The following is a 19,166-nucleotide window of genomic DNA, read 5'->3' as shown; positions in this document are numbered from 1 at the left end:
CGCTTCCACGAATTCATTACTCGGGGGTAGGCCTACCCGACCCGCTTATTATACGGTCCGTCTAACAAGCGGGTCGGGGACCGCCACAGAGAGCCAAGGAGCCGCAGCATGGCAAGCAGCACTGTTCGGCCGAGCGCCGAGGACCGCACCCCACAGGCACCGGACGACGTGGCCCGACGGCTGCTCGACTCGGCCGCCGTGTCGGCGTACGACCCGGCCACCGAGGTCGACTGGGAGACGCCGCTGGACCGGGACTTCCACGGCGCGAGCCCGGAGTGGAGCACCCTGTACGGCACCGCCTACTGGCAGGAACTGACCGACGCTCAGCGCAAGGAGCTGACCCGGCAGGAAGCCGCGTCGGTGGCCAGTACCGGCATCTGGTTCGAGATGATCCTCCAGCAGATGGTGCTGCGCGACGTGTACGCCAAGGACCCGACCAGCGCCGAAGTCCAGTGGGCACTCACCGAGATCGCGGAGGAGTGCCGCCACTCGATCATGTTCGCCCGTGGCGCCGCGAAGCTCGGTGCCCCCGCCTATCAGCCGCCCCGGTTCGCGACCGAACTCGGCCGGGTGTTCAAGACGCTCGCCTTCGGTGAGGCGGCCTACGCCGCGATCCTAGTGGCCGAAGAGGTACTCGACGTCATGCAGCGCGACTGGATGCGCGACGAACGCGTCGCGCCGTTCGTCCGCACGATCAACAACATTCACGTCGTAGAAGAGTCCCGCCACATGAAGTTCGCCCGCGACCAGACCCGCAAGCGTCTGGCGGGCTCCGGTCGCCTGCGCCGCCGGCTCAACGCCTTCGTGATCGCGACCGCCTCGTACGTCATCGTCACCAGCATGGTGAACCGCAGGGTCTACGCGAACGCCGGACTCGACGAGAAGCGCGCCCTGGCCGAGGCCAAGGCCAACGAACACCACAAGTCGATGATGCGCTCAAGCTGTTCGGGCCTCATGGAGTTCCTGGCCTCGGCCGGTCTGCTCACCAAGCCGGCACTGGCTTTCTACAAGCGGGCCAACCTCATCTGAGCCGCACCGCACCGAGCCGCACCGAGCCGTACTGAACTGCACCGAGCCGTACCGAGTCGCCCGAGCCGAACTGAGCCGAACTGAGCCGACGCCATGAACAACCGTGCCACCACCTACGCCATCACCCAGACCTGCTGCAGTGACGCCACCTGTGTCGCCGTATGCCCGGTCAACTGCATCCATCCGACGCCGGAGGAACGGGCGTTCGGCAGTACGGAGATGCTGCACATCGACCCCGAGACCTGCATAGGCTGCGGCGCCTGCGCCGACGCCTGCCCCGTCGACGCGATCTACCCGGTGGACACCCTCCCGCCCGCGCAGCAGGAGTACGCCGAAATCAACGCGGCCTACTACGAAAACGAGCTCCCTGAGCCGACAGTGGCCCCCGACGGCCCGAACTTCCACACCTGGGGCGAGCCGTCCTTCCCACGCGTCCTTCCCTCGGACTTCGCGCCGCTCAGGATCGCCGTGGTCGGCACCGGCCCGGCGGGCATGTACGCCGCGCAGGACCTGCTGCTGCACACCAACGCCGAGGTAACCCTGATCGACCGACTGCCGGTGGCCGGCGGCCTGGTCCGCTACGGCGTGGCACCGGACCACCCCGCCACCAAGAAGGTCGGCGACACCTTCGCCCGCTTCCACACGCACCCCCGGGTGCGGATGCACCTGGGCCTCGAAGTAGGCGCCGACATCACCACCCAGGAACTCGCCGCCCACCACGACGCCGTCATCTACGCCGTGGGGGCATCCGCCGACCGACGTCTGTCCATCGAGGGCGAGGACCTACTCGGCTCCATCCCCGCCAGCGCGTTCGTCGCCTGGTACAACGCCCACCCGGACGCGAAGCCGGACCTGATCGACCTCTCCTGCGAGCGCGCCGTCATCGTCGGCAACGGAAACGTCGCCCTGGACGTGGCCCGCATCCTCCTCACCGACCCCGACACCCTGGCCCACACCGACATCGCCGCCCACGCCCTGCAGGCCCTGCGCGCCAGCAAGGTACGCGAGGTGGTCCTCCTGGCCCGACGCGGCCCCGAAGACGCCGCGTACACCAGGTCCGAACTCCTCGCCCTACGCCACCTGCCAGGCGTGGACCTTGCCATCGACGACCACGACCCCCGCATCGCCCCCGCCATCGACCAGGCCCGCCCACACGACAAAGCAGCCGTACTCCAAGGCGTCACCCGCGACAACCAGGACTGGCAGGCCCCACCGACACCAGGCCGCCGACGCATCGTGCTCCGCTTCCACTGCACCCCCACCGAGATACTCGGCGACGACCGCGTCAACGCCGTACGCGTCAACTCCGTACGCGTCACGGGAGGCGCGGGCGAGCACACGATCAAGGCGGGAGCTGTGCTACGCGCCATCGGCTACCGCGGCACCCCGATCCCCGGCCTCCCCTTCGACGAGACCACCGCCACCGTCGCCAACGAGCGCGGCCGAGTGACCGGACACCCCGGCACGTATGTAGTCGGCTGGATCAAACGAGGCCCCACCGGCGGCATCGGAGCCAACCGCACCTGCGCCGCCGAAACGGTCTCCGCGCTCCTCGGCGACGCGGTCACCGGCACCCTGCCCCCACCCGCACACACCCCACGAGCCTTCCGCCGCCTCGTCCGACGCCGTGGGAGATGACCTGACCCCTGCGGGCCGACCGGCGGGGCGCCCGAGGCGAAGCCCAGTCGCCTCATCGGCACAGCGAGCGAAGCCTGGGCCCCCGCCTCACCAACCAAGATCACCGGGTGCAGAATGATCCGTATGTCGATAACGAGCACCCCTAAGACGGCGACCATCGACCACGCTGCACTGATCAGTCGCACCCTGGCCCGCGCCTTCGACGACGACCCGATGATGCGCTGGTTCTTCCCCGACGACGCCTCGCGCGAGGCAGAGCTGGGCCGCTACTTCACCACTATCTTCACTCGGCAGTACGTCCACCACGGGGTGTGCGAGCACACCGAGGCGGCGGCCGCCTTCTGGGTACCGGCGGAGGCACAGGCCAAGGCCGTTCCCGACGCGGAGACCATCCAGGAGCTCCAGAACATCCTCGGCGACCGAGCTCCACTGTTCAGGGACGCCGTCGAGACAGTCGCCCAGCACACACCCCAGGAACCCCACTGGTCCCTGTCGGTGATCGGCGCTGACCCAGCCGCCCAGGGCCAGGGACACGGGGCCGCCCTGCTTCGCTCGGGGCTGGCCAAGGCCGACGCGGCGGGTCTGCCCGCCTATCTGGAGTCCTCCAAACCCTCCAACCTCCCCTTCTACGAGCACTTCGGCTTCACTGTGCGTGAGGAGCTGCGGCTGCCGGGGGATGGGCCGCTGCTGTGGGCGATGCGGCGAGAGCCGCGCCGCCCGGCCTGACGCAGGGCTCCGTCTCCGGGACGCCACCAAGCCCGCCGCGATCAATCGCTGACGCGGCGGGCAGCCTGAGCTGCGTGTGCGGCCTCCGATCAGGGGCGGCGGCTCGCGAGGACGCAGAACTCATTCCCCTCCGGGTCGGCAAGCGTCACCCAACTCTCCTCGCCTGATTGGCCGACGTCGGCATGTCGAGCACCCAGGTCGAGCAAGCGACGTACCTCGTCGTCTTGCTCTCTGTCGGTTGGGTTGACGTCGAGGTGGAGCCTGTTCTTGATGGTCTTGCCCTCGGGCACGCGCGCGAAGGTCAGCGTCGGTGGCACGGGGCCAAGGCGGTTCTTGCCTTCAGGCACCGCGGGGGAGCCGATGCTGACGATTCCGTCGTCTTCGTCCTGCACCTCGTAGCCAAGGACCGAGCACCAGAATCGGGCGAGACCGTGGGGATCGGCACAGTCGATCGCAAGCTCGGTGAACTTACTGGTCATGTCAAGACCTCCCAGTCAGGCGAGGGTTCGCCAAGGCCACACGCTAATCGCAGTTCTCGACGGCGAGGTCAGCCACGCGCGGGCGTGGCCGCAGGCCGCTGAACCTCCAGGACGACCGCCGTTCCGGCTACGGATCGGTCCTCGTGCATGGTGATCACTTGGCCGGACCGAAGGTGCTGCCACTGCTGAGGATCAAGGGGAGCGAGTCGCACCGAGGCCCGTCCGCCAGGTTCGAGGAACGGCGTGAACTCGACCCACAGCGTGGCGATGTTGAGGGCCGGTTCGCCGGTCGCGGTTCGGTTTCCGATGTTCCACATCGGTCGCAGGACGCCGGCGCCGGAGATGGGCGTCTGCCGTCGGGCTTCGGCGGCCGGGCGGAGGGTGAGGTCAGCTCGTATGACGCCGCGGCGAGTCTCGTACCAGCGCCAGTGGCACCAGGCCGCACTCTTCTCCATCCGCATCTGCTCGGCGGCGGTGGCCAGAGTTTCCCAGAAACCGAGCGGAAGCGGTGGGACGTCTCCGAGTTCCTCCAGCAGCCCGAGAGCCACCTCCCACTGGTCGTGGGTGAGGTACTCCCAAATGTCGGCCACCGTGATGTCGTTCTCGGTGGCACTCCCCTCGGGAACCAGCAGGGAGGCGGCTTCCAGCAGCTTGGGAACATCCATGCCCCCGATTCTGACCTGGGCCGCGTTCTCGGTGTTCATGGTGCTGCTCGATGTGCTGCTCGATCACGCCTCGCCGGTCCTCCTCGACAGCTCGTCTGCGGCGGGCGAGGAGGTTCTCCCGGCCGACAGGAGCAGGCCCGTCGCCACGCCTCGAACGTCTGCCCAGTGGAACTGTGCGGCCTTGGCGTAACGGCCCGCACCGCCGAGTGCAGCGTCCTGCCCCCCGTAGCGGCACCCGCGCTCGCGGGACCGTCGGCGTAGCGGACGGTCTGGACGGGGCCTACCTCTGGAATACCCCCCTGGGTATTACTGTTACGGTGATGGAAGATACCCCCCGGGGTACACTTTTCTCGGAAGGAGTCAGCGTCGTGTTCTTCGTCGACACCCTGGAGTTCGAGGGCTTGGGCAACCGCAGCTACCTGGCTGGCGGGCCGGGCAAGGCCGTGGCGGTGGACCCGCCGCGGGACATCGACCAGGTGATCACCGCGGCGGCACGGCGCGGGGTGCGGATCGCGTACGTGGTGGAGACCCACGTACACAACGACTACGTGAGCGGCGGACTGGAGCTGGCCCACCTCACCGGTGCCCGCTACCTGGTTCCGGCCGGGGCCTCGGTGTCCTTCGCCCGCACCCCGGTAGCCGACGGTGACGTCGTCGCGGTCGACGAGGGCCTGGCCCTGCGGGCGCTGGCCACCCCCGGCCACACCCCGCACCACACCTCCTACGTCCTGGAAGAGGATGGCCGTGGGGTGGCCGCGTTCACCGGCGGGTCCCTGCTGATCGGCACGGTCGGGCGGCCCGACCTGGTCGAACCGCGGCTCACCGAGCGGCTGGCCCGCGCCCAGCACGCCTCCGCCCACCGGCTGGCCGAAGAACTGGACGACGCGGTGGCGGTGCTGCCCACGCACGGGTTCGGCAGCTTCTGCTCCAGCTCCCAGGCCGAGGGAGCCGCCACCACGATCGGGCGGGAGCGCAAGACCAATGACGCGCTGACCCGGGACGTGGACACCTTCGTCGCCGAGATGCTCGCCGGTCTGGACGATGTGCCCGCCTACTACGCGCACATGGGCCCGGCCAACGCCGCGGGCCCCGCCCCCGTCGACCTCACCGCGCCGCGGACGGCCGACGCCGGGCAGATCGCCGCGCGCCTGGCGGCCGGGGAGTGGGTGGTCGACCTCCGCAACCGCGTCGCATTCGCCCACGGGCACGTCGCGGGATCGTTCAACTTCGAGGGCGAGGGGAAGCTGGCCACCTACCTGGCCTGGCTGATCCCGTGGGGCAAGCCCGTCACCCTGCTCGCCGACACACCCGAACAAGTCGCCGACGCACAGCGGGAACTGGCCCGGGTGGGCATCGACCGCCCGGCCGCGGCCGCCACCGGCGACCCGCGGGAGTGGGTGGTGAAGGGGGAGGGGCTACGGTCCTTCCCGCGCGCCACCTTCGCCGACCTGGCCGCCCGCAGCGATCACCGCCGCGACCACGGCCGCGACGAGGACGTGGTGGTGCTGGACGTGCGCCGTGACTCCGAGCGCGCGAGCGGCTTCATTGACGGTTCGGTGCACATCCCCATCCACGAACTGCGCGGCCGTATCGGCGAGTTGCCCGCAGGTGAGGTGTGGGTGCACTGCGCGGCCGGGATGCGCGCGGCGATCGCCGCCTCGCTCCTGGACGCCGCCGACCGCTCCGTGGTCGCCGTCGACGACGACTTCGACGCCGCCGCCGAGGCCGGGCTGCCCCTCACCCGGCCCGCAACGCACTGACATCCCACCACCGCGCCACCCCCCTTCGGAGTGATCACCGCATGTCCGTCCGCAAGCTTTTCCGGGGCCGCAGTCGTGGCCCAGGCCGTCTCACCCCCACCCAGGCCCACCAGCGCACCGCCGACGGCCAGGCCGTCCTGCTCGATGTCCGCGAAACCGCCGAGTGGAACGCCGGGCACGCGCCCAGCGCACTGCACCTGCCCCTGTCCCGGCTGCAGGCGGGAGCGGTCCTGCCGCCCGCCGTACAGGGCAAGCCGGTGGTGGCGATCTGCCGCTCCGGCAACCGCTCCCGGCAGGCCGCAGAGATCCTGGCGGGCCGCGGGGTGGAGGCCACCGATGTCACCGGCGGCATGACCGACTGGGCACGGGTCGGCCTGCCGGTGACCCGCGCAGGCGGCGGTGCTGGTGTCATCGAGTGAGCGCCCTGGTCCTGGCGCTGACCGCGGGCGCCGTGGTGGGCCTGGCGCTGGGCGCCCTGGGCGGCGGTGGCAGCGTCCTCGCGGTACCCGCGCTGATCTATCTGCTCGGCTTCACCCCGGCCACGGCCACCACCGCCAGCCTGCTCATCGTCGCCGCCACCTCGCTCACCGCCCTGTACGCCCACGCCCGCAGCGGTCATGTGCGCTGGAAGGCGGGGGCGTTGTTCGCGGCAGCCGGCATCCTCCCGGCCGCGGCGGCCGGAGTGGCAGCGTCCCGGCTGCCGCAACCGGCGCTGACCGGCGCGTTCGCCGCCGTAGCGGCTCTCGCGGCCGTCCGCATGTTGCGGCCCGCCCGAACGGCGGACGCCACGCAGGGTGCCGCCGCGGTGCGGCCGGGCCGGGCCGCCGGGACGGGAGCGGGGCTGGGCGCGCTGACCGGTCTGCTGGGGGTGGGCGGCGGCTTCCTCGCCGTACCGGCCCTGGTCACCGTCCTGGCCTTCGAGATACAGGCCGCCGTCGGCACCAGCCTGCTGGTCATCTCGGTCAACTCCCTGGCGTCCCTGGCGACGCGCGGNGCGGGGGACTTGTCGGGGTCGGGCAGCAGTTGGGGAGCTCGCTGGCGTAGCAGGTCCAGGACCTGCCGGGCCGAGGGGTTGGTCAGCGCTTGCCCGGCGACGGCGACCGTGGGGACAGTCTCGTCGCCGTGGTTGACCGAGCGCACGTAGGACGCGCCGGCCTCGTCCTGCCAGATGTCAATGGCCTCGTACGCGAGCCCGGCGCGCCGCAGCTGGCGGCGCAGCCTCACACAGAACGGGCAGCCGGGCCGCCAGTAGACCTGCACCTTGGCCGGGTCGGGGCGCACTGAAGCGGACATCGGGGCCTCCACCGAGGTCGGGTCAGGGGAACCCGGTGCGACCCGGCCGCTATTCCGTACCCCCGTACCCCTACCGCAGTCCGCTCGGTGCGGCGGAACGGCAAGCCGCCCGCAACTTCACCGTGCACCCGCACCCGGACCCGCACCTGCCGCGGTTCTACGGAGCGGTCGTGCCCTTCGGGACGCTGGCGGAGGTGCCCACGGCGACGGTGCCCACGGCGACGGTGTTGGCGGTGACGATCGCGGCGATGGCCAGCCACGACGCCGGGTCAAGGCGTTCGCCGAGAACGAGCATGCCGATCAGGGCGGCGAACACCGGGTTGACGCTCATGAAGATGCCGAAGAAGCCCGCGGGGACCCGGCGCAGCGCGAGCAGGTCGGACAGGAACGGCACCGCGGACGACAGCACACCCGCGGCCAGCGCGCACAGCAGGGCGCCGGCAGTGGGCATGTGCAGCCACAGCACAACGGCGCCGACGGGCAGGTAGAGCAGGCCGGACACGGCCGCGGCGGCGGCCGATCCCTGCAGACCGGGCAGGCGTTCGCCGACGGTGCGGTTGAGCAGGATGTAGCAGCCCCAGCAGACGGCGGCCAGCAGCGCCAGGCCGATCCCCAGGTAGTCCGTGCTGGGCTGGGGGCGGGTGAGGACCATCACGGCCGCCGCGGCGACGAGCGCGCACACCAGATCGATACGGCGACGGGAGCCGGCCAGCGCCACGGCGAGAGGGCCGAGGAACTCCAGGGTGACCGCGAGGCCGAGCCCGATCCGGTCGATCGCCGTGTACAACGTCAGGTTCATGATCGCGAAGACCAGGGCCAGCCCCAGCACCGGCCGCCACTGCGCGGCCGTGAACGCGCGCAGCTTCGGCCGACCGGCGCTCAGCAGCACCACCGCGGCCACCCACTGGCGCACCGCCACCACTCCCACCGGACCCAGCACCGGGAAGGCCAGCGCGGCAACCGACGCTCCGGCCTGGTTGGACAGGCCGCTGCCCACCATCAGCGCCATCCCGGACCACCGGGGCGACGCCGTCTGCGCTGCGGCGGCGGCCGACGTCTCTGTGTGAACTTCGAGTGCCATGGCACGACCATCCGCGACGCCGACACATACGCAAAATGCATCAGGCGCGCTATCTATACTCTGAACGCATGGAAGGTCATACGGGGCTGGAGCTGCGGCACCTGCGGTGCCTGGTCGCGATCGTCGACACCGGCAGCTTCACCGACGCCGCGATCGAACTGGGCGTATCCCAGGCCGCGGTCTCGCGCACCCTGCTCGCGCTGGAGCGGATCCTCGGCGTGCGACTGCTGCACCGCACCAGCCGTACCGTCACCCCCACCACCGCCGGCGTACAGGTCCTCGCCCGCGCCCGCCACCTACTCGCCGAGGCCGACGAACTGGTCCGCCAGGCCACCACCGGCCACACCCGACTGCACATCGGCCACGCCTGGTCCGCGATGGGCCGCCACACCGCCGAGTTCCAGCGCCGCTGGCACGACCGCTACCCCCACGTCGAACTCCACCTGATCCGCCACAACACCCCCACCGCCGGCCTCGCCGAGGGCCTGTGCGACCTGGCCGTCCTCCGCACCAGCATCGACACCCGCCGCTACGCGCACGCCCTCGTCGGCCACGAACGCCGCTACCTCGCCCTCGCCTCCGACGACCCCTGGACCAAGCGCCGCAGCATCCGCCTGGAAGAGATTTGTGAACGCACCTTGGTGGTGGACCGCCGCACCGGCACCACGACCTTGGACCTGTGGTCGGAAGACGCCCGCCCGGCCGTGGAGTACACCCACGACATCGACGACTGGCTCGCGGCCATCGCCACCGGCCGCTGCGTCGGCGTCACCCCGCAGGCCACTGCCACCCAGTACCGCCGCGACGGCATCGCCTACCGCCTCGTGCGCGACGCCGACCCGGTCCCCGTCCACCTCATCTGGCGGCGGCACGACCCCCACCCCGCCACCCACGCCGCCGTGGCGCTGCTCACCGACCTGTACCGCGAAGACGCCTGACCGCCGAGCGCGCACCGGGCACCGCTCACGGCGAACACTGCGTCACGCGACCGACACCCCTGATTTCACGGCCTGGCCAACGTGCGCGCAGCACCTTCGTGCCGCGATGGCCGACGCAGATCAGCGCGCCTATAGTGAAGTTGTATTCACCTCATGGTGATACGTATCCCGGCCTGCGGAGTCGGCCATGCCCAGCAAGGCACAGCTCCCCATCGTCTACGTGCGGGGATTCGCCGGCGACACCTCGGGAATCAACAAGGCTGTCACCGACCCCTTTTACGGATTCAACGAGGGATCCACGCATGTACGCGTGGGTGCGAACGAGAAACCGAGCTTTCATCAGTTCGAAAGTCCGCTGTTGCGACTACATTTGGACGAGGGCTACCACATCCTGGTCGAAGGCGGCCAGGAAGCGTACTTGGACGCACACGACAACGTCCCGCCGAACAGCATGTGGGTCCAGCGTTTCTACGACACGTCCGCCAGTACCTGGGGGGATAAACCCCGGGAATTCCGTCTGGAGGACGCCGCTCTCGACCTGCTGCGCCTCATCGACAAGTTGAAGCGGAAGACCGGTGCGCCCCGGGTCCATCTCGTCGCCCACTCCATGGGCGGGCTTGTCTGCCGCTGCCTGCTCCAGAAAATCCTGCCCGACCAGCACAAGAACCCGACGGACTACGTCGACAAGCTGTTCACGTACGGAACGCCGCACGGCGGCATCACCTTCGAGTTGGGCTTCGGCCTCTTCGAGCGGCTGCGCGACGCGACCGGCATCCACGGTGCCGACATCTTCGGTCCGCGGCGGATGTACGAGTACCTCACCCCCGACGCGGAGCAGGTCGAGGACGGCCCGCCGCGCGGCTGGGACGCTCGTGCCATGCCCGACCGCGAGAGCGGCTTTCCCCCGCACCGGGTCTTCTGCCTGGTGGGCACCAACCCGACGGACTACGACGTCGCGGGAGGGCTGTCAGCCATCGCGGTCGGCGCGCGAAGCGACGGACTCGTACAGATCGACAAGGCCCGGGTGCCGGGGTCCCACGGCGCGTACGTATACCGGAGTCACAGTGGGCGCTTTGGGCTGGTGAACTCCGAGGAGGGCTACCAGAATCTGCGGCGCTTCCTCTTCGGCGACCTCAGAATCGAAGCCGCACTCGTCGACTACCGGCTGCCCCCGGACGACGAGGTGACCTGGCAGGCCGAGGTGGTGCTGGCCATCCGGGGCCTGCCCGTCTTGATGCACCAGCGGGTCACCGCCCAGTGGTGCCCGGTCCCCCTGCCACAGCCACCCGGTGACGGCGCCGACAGTTCGCCCGTCCCGCTCACCACCACGTTCCTGCGCAGCGACCTACCCCGCCCCGAGGGCAGCCCCACCATGCGCTACGCGCTCCATGTGCGGATCCTCTCCCTGCGCCAGACCAACCGCATTCTGCGCTTCAGCGACCACCTCGAACAGACCGCCGACCTCGACGACATCCTCGTCATCGACACCGGCGCCGACGCGTCGGCATCCCGCGTCTGGGCGAGCTGGAACTCCGCCATCCCCGGCGCGATCAAGGACCACGAACCCCGTGGCCGGCCCCTGGACGACGAGGACCCGCGCGGCGGGCTGTGGACCGCGCACATCCCGTTCCCCGACACCGCGCGCCCGATCCTCGGCGACCACGCGAAGATTCGGCTCACTGTGACCCCGTGGGAGTGACCGCTCAGTGCACGAGTACGGATCGGGTGCGGGTGCGGGTGAAGGTCAGCAGCGGCTCGGCGCAGGGCGGGGGCACGTTCAGCGCCGGCCGGGGGTTTCGATCAGGCGGCCGGGGCCTGACTACGCGGAACCTTGACCCATGGCCAGCGCGCGCTTGATGCCGCGCCGCAGGAAGGCGCGGGCCCGGATCGCTCTGCGGACGCGCCGCAGCGGGCTGAGCGGCTCGGGGTCCGCGTAACGGCGCGCGTGGATATCGCGCACCACGTCCGCGGGCGCGCCGAGTTCCCGCAGCTCCATCAGGGCCTCGCCCTTCGTGATCAGCCGCCCGTCGCGCAGCGTGACCGTGGCGCGGGCCAGCACCAGCAGCCCCAGGTCCACCCAGACATCCTGGAGCCAGAGCCGAGGATTGCCCGTGGCCGGCAGCCAGAACTCCGCCAGGTCGCGCCGGACGAACTCCTCCAACTGCCCACCGGCGAGCGGCGGAAGCAGTTCCGTCGGCGGCGGGCCATGCAGGGTGAGCCCGCCGTCCAGGAGCTCCCGCCGGGTGACCGGTGTCACCGGGCGTTCCCGGGTCATGCGGTGCGCCCAGGTGAAATGGTCCGTCTCGACCGCGGAAAGCGCCGCCCTGGCCATGTACGAGCAGTGCAACTTGGCCGCGGCCGGTTCCTCGTCCAGCAGCCGCTGGTGCATGCCGACCAGCCGATCCCGCTGCGCACCGTCCACCGGGCTTTCGACCACCGCGATGAGGTCGAGATCGCTGCGCCCCGGCTGGAAGTCGCCCAGCGCCAGTGAACCGTGCGCCCAGACGGCCACCACCGTCGGCAAGGCCAGCTGTACCTCGGAGACGAACCGCTTGAGCACCTGATCCGTTTCAGTCGCTGCCATGGCCAGGATCCTCGCAGAGTGCGGACAGCGACCACGAGTGTGCCGCCGATATCCGCCCCAGCGACCCTCCAGGGCGCCCTCCCGCGCGGGGCCAGCGCTAGGGGGCGTCTCTCCGATCTTCGCGGGCCCGCGACGCCTGGCACGCGCCCCCAAGCTCTCGACTGCTTCCCCAAGCTCTCGGCTGCGCTCGAGCAGGGGAGACCCCATTGAGCAGGGAGGGACCCCCTTCGACGCACGGCCGATTCACCCAAGTACGTCCAGTACGAGGGCGATCCGGCCGTACGCCGATGCACCGCACCGCGAGACATCAGCTGCTTCGCAGCGGGCGCAGGCTGATCCGCGAAGATCGGAGAGACGCCCCCTAGGCGTAGAAACGCGACACGCTCTGCAGGACGCAGGCCGGCTTGGTGCCGCCCTCGGTCTCGATGGTGCCGTCCACGGTGATCTGCACTCCGCCGGGCACCTCCGCCACCTCGGCCAGCCGCGCCACGAGCCGGGCGCGGGATCCGGCCTGCACGGGGGAGGGGAAGCGGACCTTGTTGAGGCCGTAGTTGACCTTGGTGGTCACGCCGTCGACGTCCAGGAGCTCGGTGAACATCGGGATGAACAGGGACAGCGTCAGATAGCCATGGGCGATGGTGCCGCCGAAGGGGCCCTCCTTGGCCTGCTCCACGTCCACGTGGATCCACTGGTGGTCGCCGGTGGCGTCGGCGAAGGTGTTGATGCGTTCCTGGGTGATGTCGATCCAGTCGCTGGTGCCCAGGTCGGTGCCGGCGAGCTTCTTCAGTGCGTCGATGCCGTTGACGGTGATGGCCATGGTGAACTCCGTGACGAGTAAAGGGAAAGGGAGGTGAAGGGAAACAGGAGACGAAGAGGAAGGAAGGGGTGTCAGCCGGTGCCGTACCGACGGCGCACGTGCGTCTTGAGGAGCTTGCCGGAGGCGGTGCGGGGCAGTTCCCGTACCGCGACGAGGGACTTGGGGATCTTGTACTTGGCGAGGCGTCCGGACAGTGCGGCCAGTACCTCGGCGGGGTCGATCTGTGCGCCCTCACGCGCCACGACCACCGCACGGCCGACCTCGCCCCAGGTGGCGTCGGGTACGCCGATGACGGCACACTCCACGATGTCCGGGTGGGCCAGCAGCGCGTCCTCCACCTCGGCCGGGTAGATGTTCTCCCCACCCGAGATGATCATGTCTTTGAGCCGGTCGACGATGGTGACATAGCCGTCCGCGTCAACCCGGGCGGCGTCCCCGGTACGGAACCAGCCGTCGGTGAAGGCGGCATCGGTCTCCTGGGGCAGCCCCCAGTACCCCGGCATGACATGCGGCCCGCGCACCAGAATCTCGCCGGTCTCCTCCACCGCGGCCGGAGTGAGGTCGGGCAGCACGACCCGTACGTCGCTGAAGAAGTGCGGCACACCCGCCGATCCCGCCTTGCTGACCGCGTGCTCGGCGTCCAGGAAGAGCGTGCCGGGGGCCGCCTCGGTCATCCCGTACCCCTGCATGAATGTGAGTCCGCGACCCTGGTAGGTGGCGATGAGTGAGGTCGGCACGGGGGAGCCGCCGCAGGAGAGCATGCGCAGGGACGACAGGTCCGCCCCGCCCCAGCGCGGGTGGCGGGCGATCTGGTCGAACATCGCCGGCACCCCGAACATGAAGGTGATCCGGTGGCGCTCGATCAGGTCGAAGGTGGCGCCCGGGTCGAACGCCTCCACCAGGACGCACGAACCGCCCTTGAGCAGCACCGGGAGTGTCAGCATGTTCAGCCCGGCGGTGTGGAAGAGCGGGGCGGAGACCAGCGCGACCTCGTCGGCGATGAGGTCCTGGTCGATGAGCACGTTCACGGCGTTCCAGGTGAGGTTGCCGTGGGTGAGCATCGCGCCCTTGGGGCGGCCGGTCGTCCCAGAGGTGTACATGATGATGCAGACGTCGTCGAGCCCGACCGGCTCGTCGATCGGTTCGGTGGCGGCACCGGCGAGCAGCTGCTCGTAGGCGGGGCCGACGACGACGCAGGTCTGGACGTCGGCTTTCCCGTCCACCTCCTCCACCAGGGGCCCGTGCGACGCCGCGTGGATCAGCACCTTGGCCCCGGAGTCCGCCAGCTGGTAGGCGATTTCGGGTCCGGCCAGCCGGGTGTTGAGCGGGACGAAGACCGCACCGAGCAGTCCGGAGGCGAACAGGGTCTCCAGGTAGGACGGGTGGTTGGCGCCCAGGTAGGCGATCCGGTCGCCGCGGCGGACACCGGCCGCCCGCAGGGCGTGGGCGAGGCGGGTGGTGCGCTCGTGCAGTGCGGCGTAACTGACCACCGTGGACTGGTGGATCAGGGCTGTGCGGTGCGGGGTCTTACGGGCCCGGCGTGCGGGCCACGATCCCAGTCCCTCGTTGCGCATCGTCGCGCCCCTTCACGCATCGGTGAGCCCGAGCAGCCGGGCAGCGTTCTCCTTGAGGATCTTCGGGCGTACCTCGTCCTTGATGGCCAGTTTGCCGAAGTCGGCGAGCCATCGGTCGGGAGTCAGGACGGGGTAGTCGGAGCCGAAGAGGACCTTGTCCTTGAGCAGGGTGTTGGCGTACTGCACCAGTTGCGGCGGGAAGTACTTCGGCGACCAGCCGGACAGGTCGATGTGGACGCCCGGCTTGTGGGTGGCCACGGCGAGCGCCTCGTCCTGCCAGGGGAAGGACGGATGCGCCAGGATGATCTTCATATGGGGGAAGTCGGCGGCTACGTCGTCGATGTGCAGCGGGTTGGAGTACTTCAGCCGGATGCCGCCACCCCCCGGGACGCCGGCGCCGATGCCGGTCTGGCCGGTGTGGAACAGGGCGATGGCGCCGGTCTCCTCGATGACCTCGTACAACTCGTAGGCGACCGCGCGGTCGTGGGGGAAGAAGCCCTGGATGCTGGGGTGGAACTTGAAGCCCCGCACCCCGTACTCCTCCACCAGGCGGCGGGCCTGCTTCACTCCGGCCCGGCCCCGGAAGGGGTCGATGGAGGCGAAGGGGATCAGTACGTCCGCGTTGGCGGCGGCGGCTTCGGCGACCTCCTCGTTGGGGACGGGCTCGGTGCCGGTGGCCGACTCCGCGTCCACGGTGAAGATCACCGCTGCCATCTTCCGCTCGCGGTAATAAGCGGCGGTCTCCTCCAGGGTGGGCTTGCGCTTGCCTTCGACCTTGAAGTAGGCGCTGGAGGCGTCGTGCAGCCCTTCGTTCAGGGAGGAGTGGCCTTTGGAGGAGACCTCGGCGTGGGTGTGGACGTCGATGGCGACCAGGTCGTCGACGTTCATGGCGCTGCTCATGGGCGTCAGACTCCCGGGGTCTCGGGTGCGGCAATCTCGGGTGCAGCGATCTTGGGTGCGGGAATCCTCGGTGCCGGGATGCCGACGCTCTGCGGTTCGCTGCCGACGGAGGTGTGCCAGGCGGCGGCGATGGTCTCGGGGGTCCAGCCGCCGTCGGCGTACGCGACCTTGGCCTCCTGCGGGTGCGACCACAGGGCGAGCTTGTCGCCGCCGATGCCGATGCACTGGCCGGTGACGTCGCGGGCCGCCGTGGAGGCGAGGAAGGGGACGAGGGCGGCGCAGTCCTCCGCGGTGCCGAAGCCCTCGCCCTTGCGGAGGAAGTCCGGCAGCGGCTCGCCGTCGCGGTTCGCCTCGATGTGCGGCGCGAAGGCGGGGATCGTCTCGGTCATGGCGGTGGCGGCCACGGGGACGATCGCGTTGACCGTGATACCGGCCCGGCCCAGCTCCATGGACCAGGTGCGCACGAAGGCCGCGATACCGGCCTTGGCGGCGGCGTAGTTGGTCTGACCGAAGTTGCCGCGCTGCCCGGCCGGGGAGCCGACGAGGATCAGGCTGCCGCCCTCGCCCTGCTCGCGCATCTGGACGGCGGCGGCACGGGCGAGGGTGAAGGTGCCCTTGAGGTGGACACCGATGACCGTGTCGAAGTCGTCGTCGGTCATCTTCCACAGCACCTTGTCGCGCAGGACACCGGCGTTGGTGACCACGATGTCCAGTCGCCCGAACGCGGAGACGGCGCGGGCGACCAGGCGCTCGGCGGCCTCGGTGGTGCCGACGGCGACCGCCTCGGCGACGGCCTGGCCACCGGCTTCGGTCAGGGACTTGGCGGCCTGCTCGGCCATCGCCTCGTCGACGTCGTTGACGACCACACGGGCGCCCGCCCTGGCCAGCGCGGTGGCGTAGGCCAGGCCGAGGCCACGGCCGCTGCCGGTGACGATGGCGACCTTGCCGGTCAGGTCGAGGGAAGCGTTCGACACGGCGTGGTGTCCCTTCGCTAGGGGAGTCCGATAGGGGAGTTCGAGGAGGGAGTTCGAGAAGGGGAGCTCGGGAAGGAGAGCTCGGGAAGGAGAGCTCGAGAGGGGGGGCGACCTCGCTGAAATAGAAGCTATGACCAATCATTGTTGACGTCAATAGTTGTCTGTAACCTCGGTACGCGGCATGCTGGTACGGCACACCCTTCAGGCCCCGGCACGGGCCCTGACCCAGGAGCAAGACATCACTGACACAGAGACGGACGCGCCCTGGATGCGCGCCCTGCACGCCGACACCGGCTATCTCCTCTACCGCCTCGGCCTGCGGTCGGGGCAGCTGTTCAACACCGCGCTGGAGGAGTACGGGCTACGGCTGCGGCACTATGCGCTGCTGCGCTATCTGGCGACCGTCGAGGGCGCGCTGCAGCGGGAGCTGAGCGAGCGGCTGGGCTACGACCCGAGCGCCATCGTGAGCCTCGTGGACGACTTGCAGAAGCTCGGCTTCGCCGCGCGCCGCCCCCTGCCCGGCGACCGACGCAGCCGCATCGTCGTCCTGACGGACGAGGGCCGGGGCGCGCTGCGCGACACCGACCAGGCCAGCCGCCGGGTGACCGACGAACTGCTCGACCCGCTGGGCGCCGAGGAGCGTGAGGCCCTGCACGCGCTGCTGCGGCGGGTGTCCGACCAGGGCCGAGGCTGAGCGGTGCCACCAGGACCGGCCCCGAGGTCCGCCGCCGACCGGCTGCTGGATGTCCTGGCCGCCTTCGACCTGCGCCATCCGGCGCTCTCGCTGACCGAGATCAGCCAACGCGCCGACCTGCCGCTGGCCACCGCCCACCGGCTGGTGGGCACGCTCACCCGCTGGGGCGCCCTGGAACGTGACGAGTCCGGCGGCTACCACATCGGCCTCAGGCTGTGGGAGGTCGCGGCGCTCGCACCACGCGGGGTGGCACTGCGGCAGGCGGCGCTGCCGTTCCTGGAGGACCTGTACGAAGCCACCCACGAGAACGTCCACCTCGCGGTGCGCGACGGCCTCGAAGTGGTCTACATCGACCGCATCTCGGGGCGCTCGGCGGTGGGCGTACTCAGCCAGGTCGGCGCCCGCTGGCCGCTGCACGCCACCGGGGTCGGCCTGGTGCTGCTCGCGCATGGCGCCGCCGCCCTGCAGGAGCAGGTCTGCGGAGGGCCGCTGGCCTCGTTCACTCCGTACACCGTGACCGACCCGGCCGCGCTGCGCCGGACACTCGCGGAGGTGCGGCGCGCCGGCTGCGCGGTCAGCGACCGCCAGATCACCGAGGACGCCCTGTCGGTGGCCGCACCCGTGCGGGGACCGCGCGGCGATGTGATCGCGGCGGTGTCGGTCGTCGTCCACGTCGAGGACGCCCGTACGCCGGCACTGATCCCCGCGGTGCGGGTCGCGGCGCGCGGCGTCTCCCGGACCCTGGGCTGGCAGCCGGGTCCCGGACCCGTGGCGGCCCTTGGCCCCGGCTGACGACCCGCCACGCACCCGACTCAGAGCACCCGTCTCAGCGAACCCCTCCCGGAGAACCTGCCTCAGAACCGCAGGACCGGCTTGATGGTGTCGCCGGAGACCACGTCCGCGACCGCCCGCTGGATCTCTTCGAACTTGTAGTGCTTGATCAGCCGGTCGACCGGCATCCGGCCGGAGGCCACCAGGTCCACCAGGACTGGCACGAGGGCCTCGGTCTCGCTGTCACCGAGCGTCAGGCCCACCACGCTGCGGCCCGGCAGCATGAAGTTGACGTCCACCGGGACGGTTGCCCCGAACGCCGGCGCGCCCACCAGGACCGCGGTACCGCGGGCGGCCAGGGCGCCGACGGCGGCGCCCGCCACCTCGGTGTTGCCGGTCGTCTCGACCACTCCGTCCGCCCCGGTGCCGCCCGTGAGTTCGGCGACCGCCTCGGCGAGGTCGGCGGTCGAGGTGGTGGTGTCGATGGTGTGGGTGGCGCCGAGTTCGCGCGCGAGTTCCAGCCGGGCGGGCACCCGGTCCACCGCGATGATCCGGGTGGCCGGGGTGAGCCGGGCCGCCATCATCGCGGACAGGCCGACCGCTCCGGCGCCGGTGACGACGATGCTCGCGCCGGGGCGTGGCTTCAGCACGTTCCACACTGCTCCGGCGCCGGTCTGCACCCCGCAGCCGAGCGGCGCCAGCAGCTCCAGCGGCGCGTCGGCCGGGACCTTGACGACGCTGCGTTCGTCGACCAGGGCATGGCGGGCGAAGGAGGACTGGCCGAAGAAGTGGCCGCCGAGGACTTCGCCGTCCCGGGTCACAGTGGGGGAGCCGTCGGCGCGGGCGCCGCCGAGCAGGTTGAGCGGCAGCCAGCTGGCGCAGTAGGCCGGGTGTCCGTCCCGGCAGTTGGCGCAGCTGCCGCAGGAGGTGAAGGACAGCAGCACCTGGTCGCCGGGTCGGACCCGGGTCACCGAGGAGCCGACCGCCTCGACGACGCCTGCCCCCTCGTGGCCGAGCACCCCGGGCAGCGGGAAGGGCAGCGCGCCGACGGCGACGCCCAGGTCGGTGTGGCAGACCCCGGCGGCGACCATCCGGACGAGCACCTCGTCCGGGCGTGGCTCGGCGAGCTCGACCTCGGTCAGTGAGAATCCGGCGCCCGCGGACTCGACGACGGCGGCGGCAGTGGTGGTGGCCATACGGGGCTCCTAGCGCGGCGCGGTCAGCGGCGCGGTCAGCGGCGCGG

At 70.6% G+C, this 19,166-nt stretch carries 20 protein-coding genes and 1 pseudogene; 11 read left to right on the top strand and 10 right to left on the bottom strand.

The features are described 5' to 3' along the window. Positions 1-108: 108 nt before the first annotated feature. From U9R90_RS01115 to U9R90_RS01105, 3 genes are all read left to right on the top strand, one after another. Positions 109-1,029, top strand: a complete 921-nt coding sequence (locus U9R90_RS01115; RefSeq protein WP_411054452.1) for an AurF N-oxygenase family protein — start codon at positions 109-111, stop codon at positions 1,027-1,029. Between the two features lie 93 nt (positions 1,030-1,122). Continuing rightward, positions 1,123-2,667: an FAD-dependent oxidoreductase gene (locus tag U9R90_RS01110; protein ID WP_411054451.1), complete on the top strand. Its 1,545-nt coding sequence runs from the start codon at positions 1,123-1,125 to the stop codon at positions 2,665-2,667. 123 nt (positions 2,668-2,790) lie between these two features. Next, the gene (locus tag U9R90_RS01105) at positions 2,791-3,393 is read left to right on the top strand and encodes a GNAT family N-acetyltransferase (RefSeq protein WP_411054450.1); all 603 of its coding nucleotides are present in this window, start codon (positions 2,791-2,793) and stop codon (positions 3,391-3,393) included. A gap of 89 nt (positions 3,394-3,482) precedes the next feature. On the opposite strand, the gene U9R90_RS01100 is transcribed toward U9R90_RS01105, so the two are convergent. Then, a complete protein-coding gene (locus tag U9R90_RS01100) occupies positions 3,483-3,872 on the bottom strand; it encodes a VOC family protein (RefSeq protein ID WP_411054449.1) in 390 nt (129 codons plus the stop codon). Between the two features lie 68 nt (positions 3,873-3,940). Beyond that, positions 3,941-4,537, bottom strand: a complete 597-nt coding sequence (locus tag U9R90_RS01095; protein ID WP_411054448.1) for a hypothetical protein — start codon at positions 4,535-4,537, stop codon at positions 3,941-3,943. Between U9R90_RS01095 and U9R90_RS01090 the strand changes: the two genes are divergently transcribed. From U9R90_RS01090 to U9R90_RS01075, 4 genes are all read left to right on the top strand, one after another. Next, a complete protein-coding gene (locus U9R90_RS01090; RefSeq protein WP_411054447.1) occupies positions 4,536-4,727 on the top strand; it encodes a hypothetical protein in 192 nt (63 codons plus the stop codon). The two genes, U9R90_RS01095 and U9R90_RS01090, sit on opposite strands and share 2 nt — an antisense overlap. A gap of 178 nt (positions 4,728-4,905) precedes the next feature. Continuing rightward, positions 4,906-6,297 carry a rhodanese-like domain-containing protein gene (locus U9R90_RS01085; RefSeq protein ID WP_411054446.1) on the top strand — a complete coding sequence of 464 codons (1,392 nt, stop codon included), beginning with the start codon at positions 4,906-4,908 and terminating at the stop codon, positions 6,295-6,297. Positions 6,298-6,338: 41 nt separating this feature from the next. Continuing rightward, positions 6,339-6,716, top strand: a complete 378-nt coding sequence (locus tag U9R90_RS01080; RefSeq protein ID WP_411054445.1) for a rhodanese-like domain-containing protein — start codon at positions 6,339-6,341, stop codon at positions 6,714-6,716. Beyond that, on the top strand, positions 6,713-7,441 hold the full coding sequence (locus U9R90_RS01075; protein ID WP_411054444.1) for a TSUP family transporter: 729 nt from the start codon (positions 6,713-6,715) through the stop codon (positions 7,439-7,441). The genes U9R90_RS01080 and U9R90_RS01075 overlap by 4 nt, the downstream gene beginning before the upstream one ends. On the opposite strand, the pseudogene U9R90_RS01070 reads toward U9R90_RS01075, so the two are convergent. Both U9R90_RS01070 and U9R90_RS01065 read right to left on the bottom strand, forming a co-directional pair. Then, a pseudogene (locus U9R90_RS01070) lies at positions 7,399-7,590 on the bottom strand (glutaredoxin domain-containing protein); the annotation flags it as partial. The gene U9R90_RS01075 and the pseudogene U9R90_RS01070 overlap by 43 nt on opposite strands. A 157-nt stretch (positions 7,591-7,747) precedes the next feature. Then, positions 7,748-8,599, bottom strand: coding sequence for an EamA family transporter (locus tag U9R90_RS01065; protein ID WP_411057597.1), 852 nt, complete (start codon positions 8,597-8,599; stop codon positions 7,748-7,750). 140 nt (positions 8,600-8,739) lie between these two features. On the opposite strand from U9R90_RS01065, the gene U9R90_RS01060 reads away from it, so the two are divergent. Together U9R90_RS01060 and U9R90_RS01055 are read left to right on the top strand one after the other, a co-directional pair. Beyond that, complete coding sequence (locus U9R90_RS01060; RefSeq protein WP_411054443.1) at positions 8,740-9,609, top strand: LysR family transcriptional regulator; 870 nt, start codon at positions 8,740-8,742, stop codon at positions 9,607-9,609. A 187-nt stretch (positions 9,610-9,796) separates the two neighbouring features. Further along, positions 9,797-11,308, top strand: a complete 1,512-nt coding sequence (locus tag U9R90_RS01055) for an esterase/lipase family protein (RefSeq protein ID WP_411054442.1) — start codon at positions 9,797-9,799, stop codon at positions 11,306-11,308. Between the two features lie 120 nt (positions 11,309-11,428). Here U9R90_RS01055 and U9R90_RS01050 read toward each other — a convergent pair whose 3' ends face one another. The 5 genes from U9R90_RS01050 to U9R90_RS01030 all read right to left on the bottom strand — a co-directional run bounded on the left by U9R90_RS01050 (position 11,429) and on the right by U9R90_RS01030 (position 16,458). Continuing rightward, entirely contained in the window at positions 11,429-12,193 is a 765-nt protein-coding gene (locus U9R90_RS01050; RefSeq protein WP_411054441.1) for a nucleotidyltransferase domain-containing protein, read from the bottom strand. Positions 12,194-12,554: 361 nt separating this feature from the next. Then, a complete protein-coding gene (locus U9R90_RS01045; RefSeq protein WP_411054440.1) occupies positions 12,555-13,010 on the bottom strand; it encodes a MaoC family dehydratase in 456 nt (151 codons plus the stop codon). A gap of 71 nt (positions 13,011-13,081) precedes the next feature. Next, positions 13,082-14,584: an acyl-CoA synthetase gene (locus U9R90_RS01040; protein ID WP_411054439.1), complete on the bottom strand. Its 1,503-nt coding sequence runs from the start codon at positions 14,582-14,584 to the stop codon at positions 13,082-13,084. Positions 14,585-14,596: 12 nt separating this feature from the next. Further along, complete coding sequence (locus U9R90_RS01035) at positions 14,597-15,472, bottom strand: amidohydrolase family protein (RefSeq protein ID WP_411057596.1); 876 nt, start codon at positions 15,470-15,472, stop codon at positions 14,597-14,599. Between the two features lie 17 nt (positions 15,473-15,489). After that, on the bottom strand, positions 15,490-16,458 hold the full coding sequence (locus U9R90_RS01030) for an SDR family NAD(P)-dependent oxidoreductase (protein ID WP_411054438.1): 969 nt from the start codon (positions 16,456-16,458) through the stop codon (positions 15,490-15,492). Positions 16,459-16,726: 268 nt separating this feature from the next. Between U9R90_RS01030 and U9R90_RS01025 the strand changes: the two genes are divergently transcribed. Next, positions 16,727-17,152: a MarR family winged helix-turn-helix transcriptional regulator gene (locus U9R90_RS01025; RefSeq protein ID WP_411057595.1), complete on the top strand. Its 426-nt coding sequence runs from the start codon at positions 16,727-16,729 to the stop codon at positions 17,150-17,152. A 3-nt stretch (positions 17,153-17,155) separates the two neighbouring features. After that, entirely contained in the window at positions 17,156-17,944 is a 789-nt protein-coding gene (locus U9R90_RS01020; protein WP_411054437.1) for an IclR family transcriptional regulator, read from the top strand. A gap of 62 nt (positions 17,945-18,006) precedes the next feature. Here U9R90_RS01020 and U9R90_RS01015 read toward each other — a convergent pair whose 3' ends face one another. Continuing rightward, on the bottom strand, positions 18,007-19,119 hold the full coding sequence (locus U9R90_RS01015; protein WP_411054436.1) for an NAD(P)-dependent alcohol dehydrogenase: 1,113 nt from the start codon (positions 19,117-19,119) through the stop codon (positions 18,007-18,009). Positions 19,120-19,166: the final 47 nt, after the last annotated feature.

The sequence above is a fragment of the Streptomyces sp. E11-3 genome (assembly GCF_046540415.1).
In the GTDB taxonomy this organism is placed as follows: Bacteria; Actinomycetota; Actinomycetes; order Streptomycetales; family Streptomycetaceae; genus Streptomyces.
The sequence above is the reverse complement of the archived record's forward strand: the minus strand, read 5'-3'. Positions and strand labels throughout refer to the sequence as shown.

Coding starts and splice junctions, on each gene's coding strand:
- U9R90_RS01055 (WP_411054442.1), top strand. CDS start 9,797: ATGCCCAGCAAGGCACAGCTCCCCATCGTCTACGTGCGGGGATTCGCC.
- U9R90_RS01100 (WP_411054449.1), bottom strand. CDS start 3,872: ATGACCAGTAAGTTCACCGAGCTTGCGATCGACTGTGCCGATCCCCAC.
- U9R90_RS01105 (WP_411054450.1), top strand. CDS start 2,791: ATGTCGATAACGAGCACCCCTAAGACGGCGACCATCGACCACGCTGCA.
- U9R90_RS01060 (WP_411054443.1), top strand. CDS start 8,740: ATGGAAGGTCATACGGGGCTGGAGCTGCGGCACCTGCGGTGCCTGGTC.
- U9R90_RS01080 (WP_411054445.1), top strand. CDS start 6,339: ATGTCCGTCCGCAAGCTTTTCCGGGGCCGCAGTCGTGGCCCAGGCCGT.
- U9R90_RS01095 (WP_411054448.1), bottom strand. CDS start 4,537: ATGGATGTTCCCAAGCTGCTGGAAGCCGCCTCCCTGCTGGTTCCCGAG.
- U9R90_RS01040 (WP_411054439.1), bottom strand. CDS start 14,584: ATGCGCAACGAGGGACTGGGATCGTGGCCCGCACGCCGGGCCCGTAAG.
- U9R90_RS01035 (WP_411057596.1), bottom strand. CDS start 15,472: ATGAACGTCGACGACCTGGTCGCCATCGACGTCCACACCCACGCCGAG.
- U9R90_RS01045 (WP_411054440.1), bottom strand. CDS start 13,010: ATGGCCATCACCGTCAACGGCATCGACGCACTGAAGAAGCTCGCCGGC.
- U9R90_RS01090 (WP_411054447.1), top strand. CDS start 4,536: ATGCCCCCGATTCTGACCTGGGCCGCGTTCTCGGTGTTCATGGTGCTG.
- U9R90_RS01015 (WP_411054436.1), bottom strand. CDS start 19,119: ATGGCCACCACCACTGCCGCCGCCGTCGTCGAGTCCGCGGGCGCCGGA.
- U9R90_RS01025 (WP_411057595.1), top strand. CDS start 16,727: ATGCGCGCCCTGCACGCCGACACCGGCTATCTCCTCTACCGCCTCGGC.
- U9R90_RS01115 (WP_411054452.1), top strand. CDS start 109: ATGGCAAGCAGCACTGTTCGGCCGAGCGCCGAGGACCGCACCCCACAG.
- U9R90_RS01110 (WP_411054451.1), top strand. CDS start 1,123: ATGAACAACCGTGCCACCACCTACGCCATCACCCAGACCTGCTGCAGT.
- U9R90_RS01050 (WP_411054441.1), bottom strand. CDS start 12,193: ATGGCAGCGACTGAAACGGATCAGGTGCTCAAGCGGTTCGTCTCCGAG.
- U9R90_RS01065 (WP_411057597.1), bottom strand. CDS start 8,599: ATGGCGCTGATGGTGGGCAGCGGCCTGTCCAACCAGGCCGGAGCGTCG.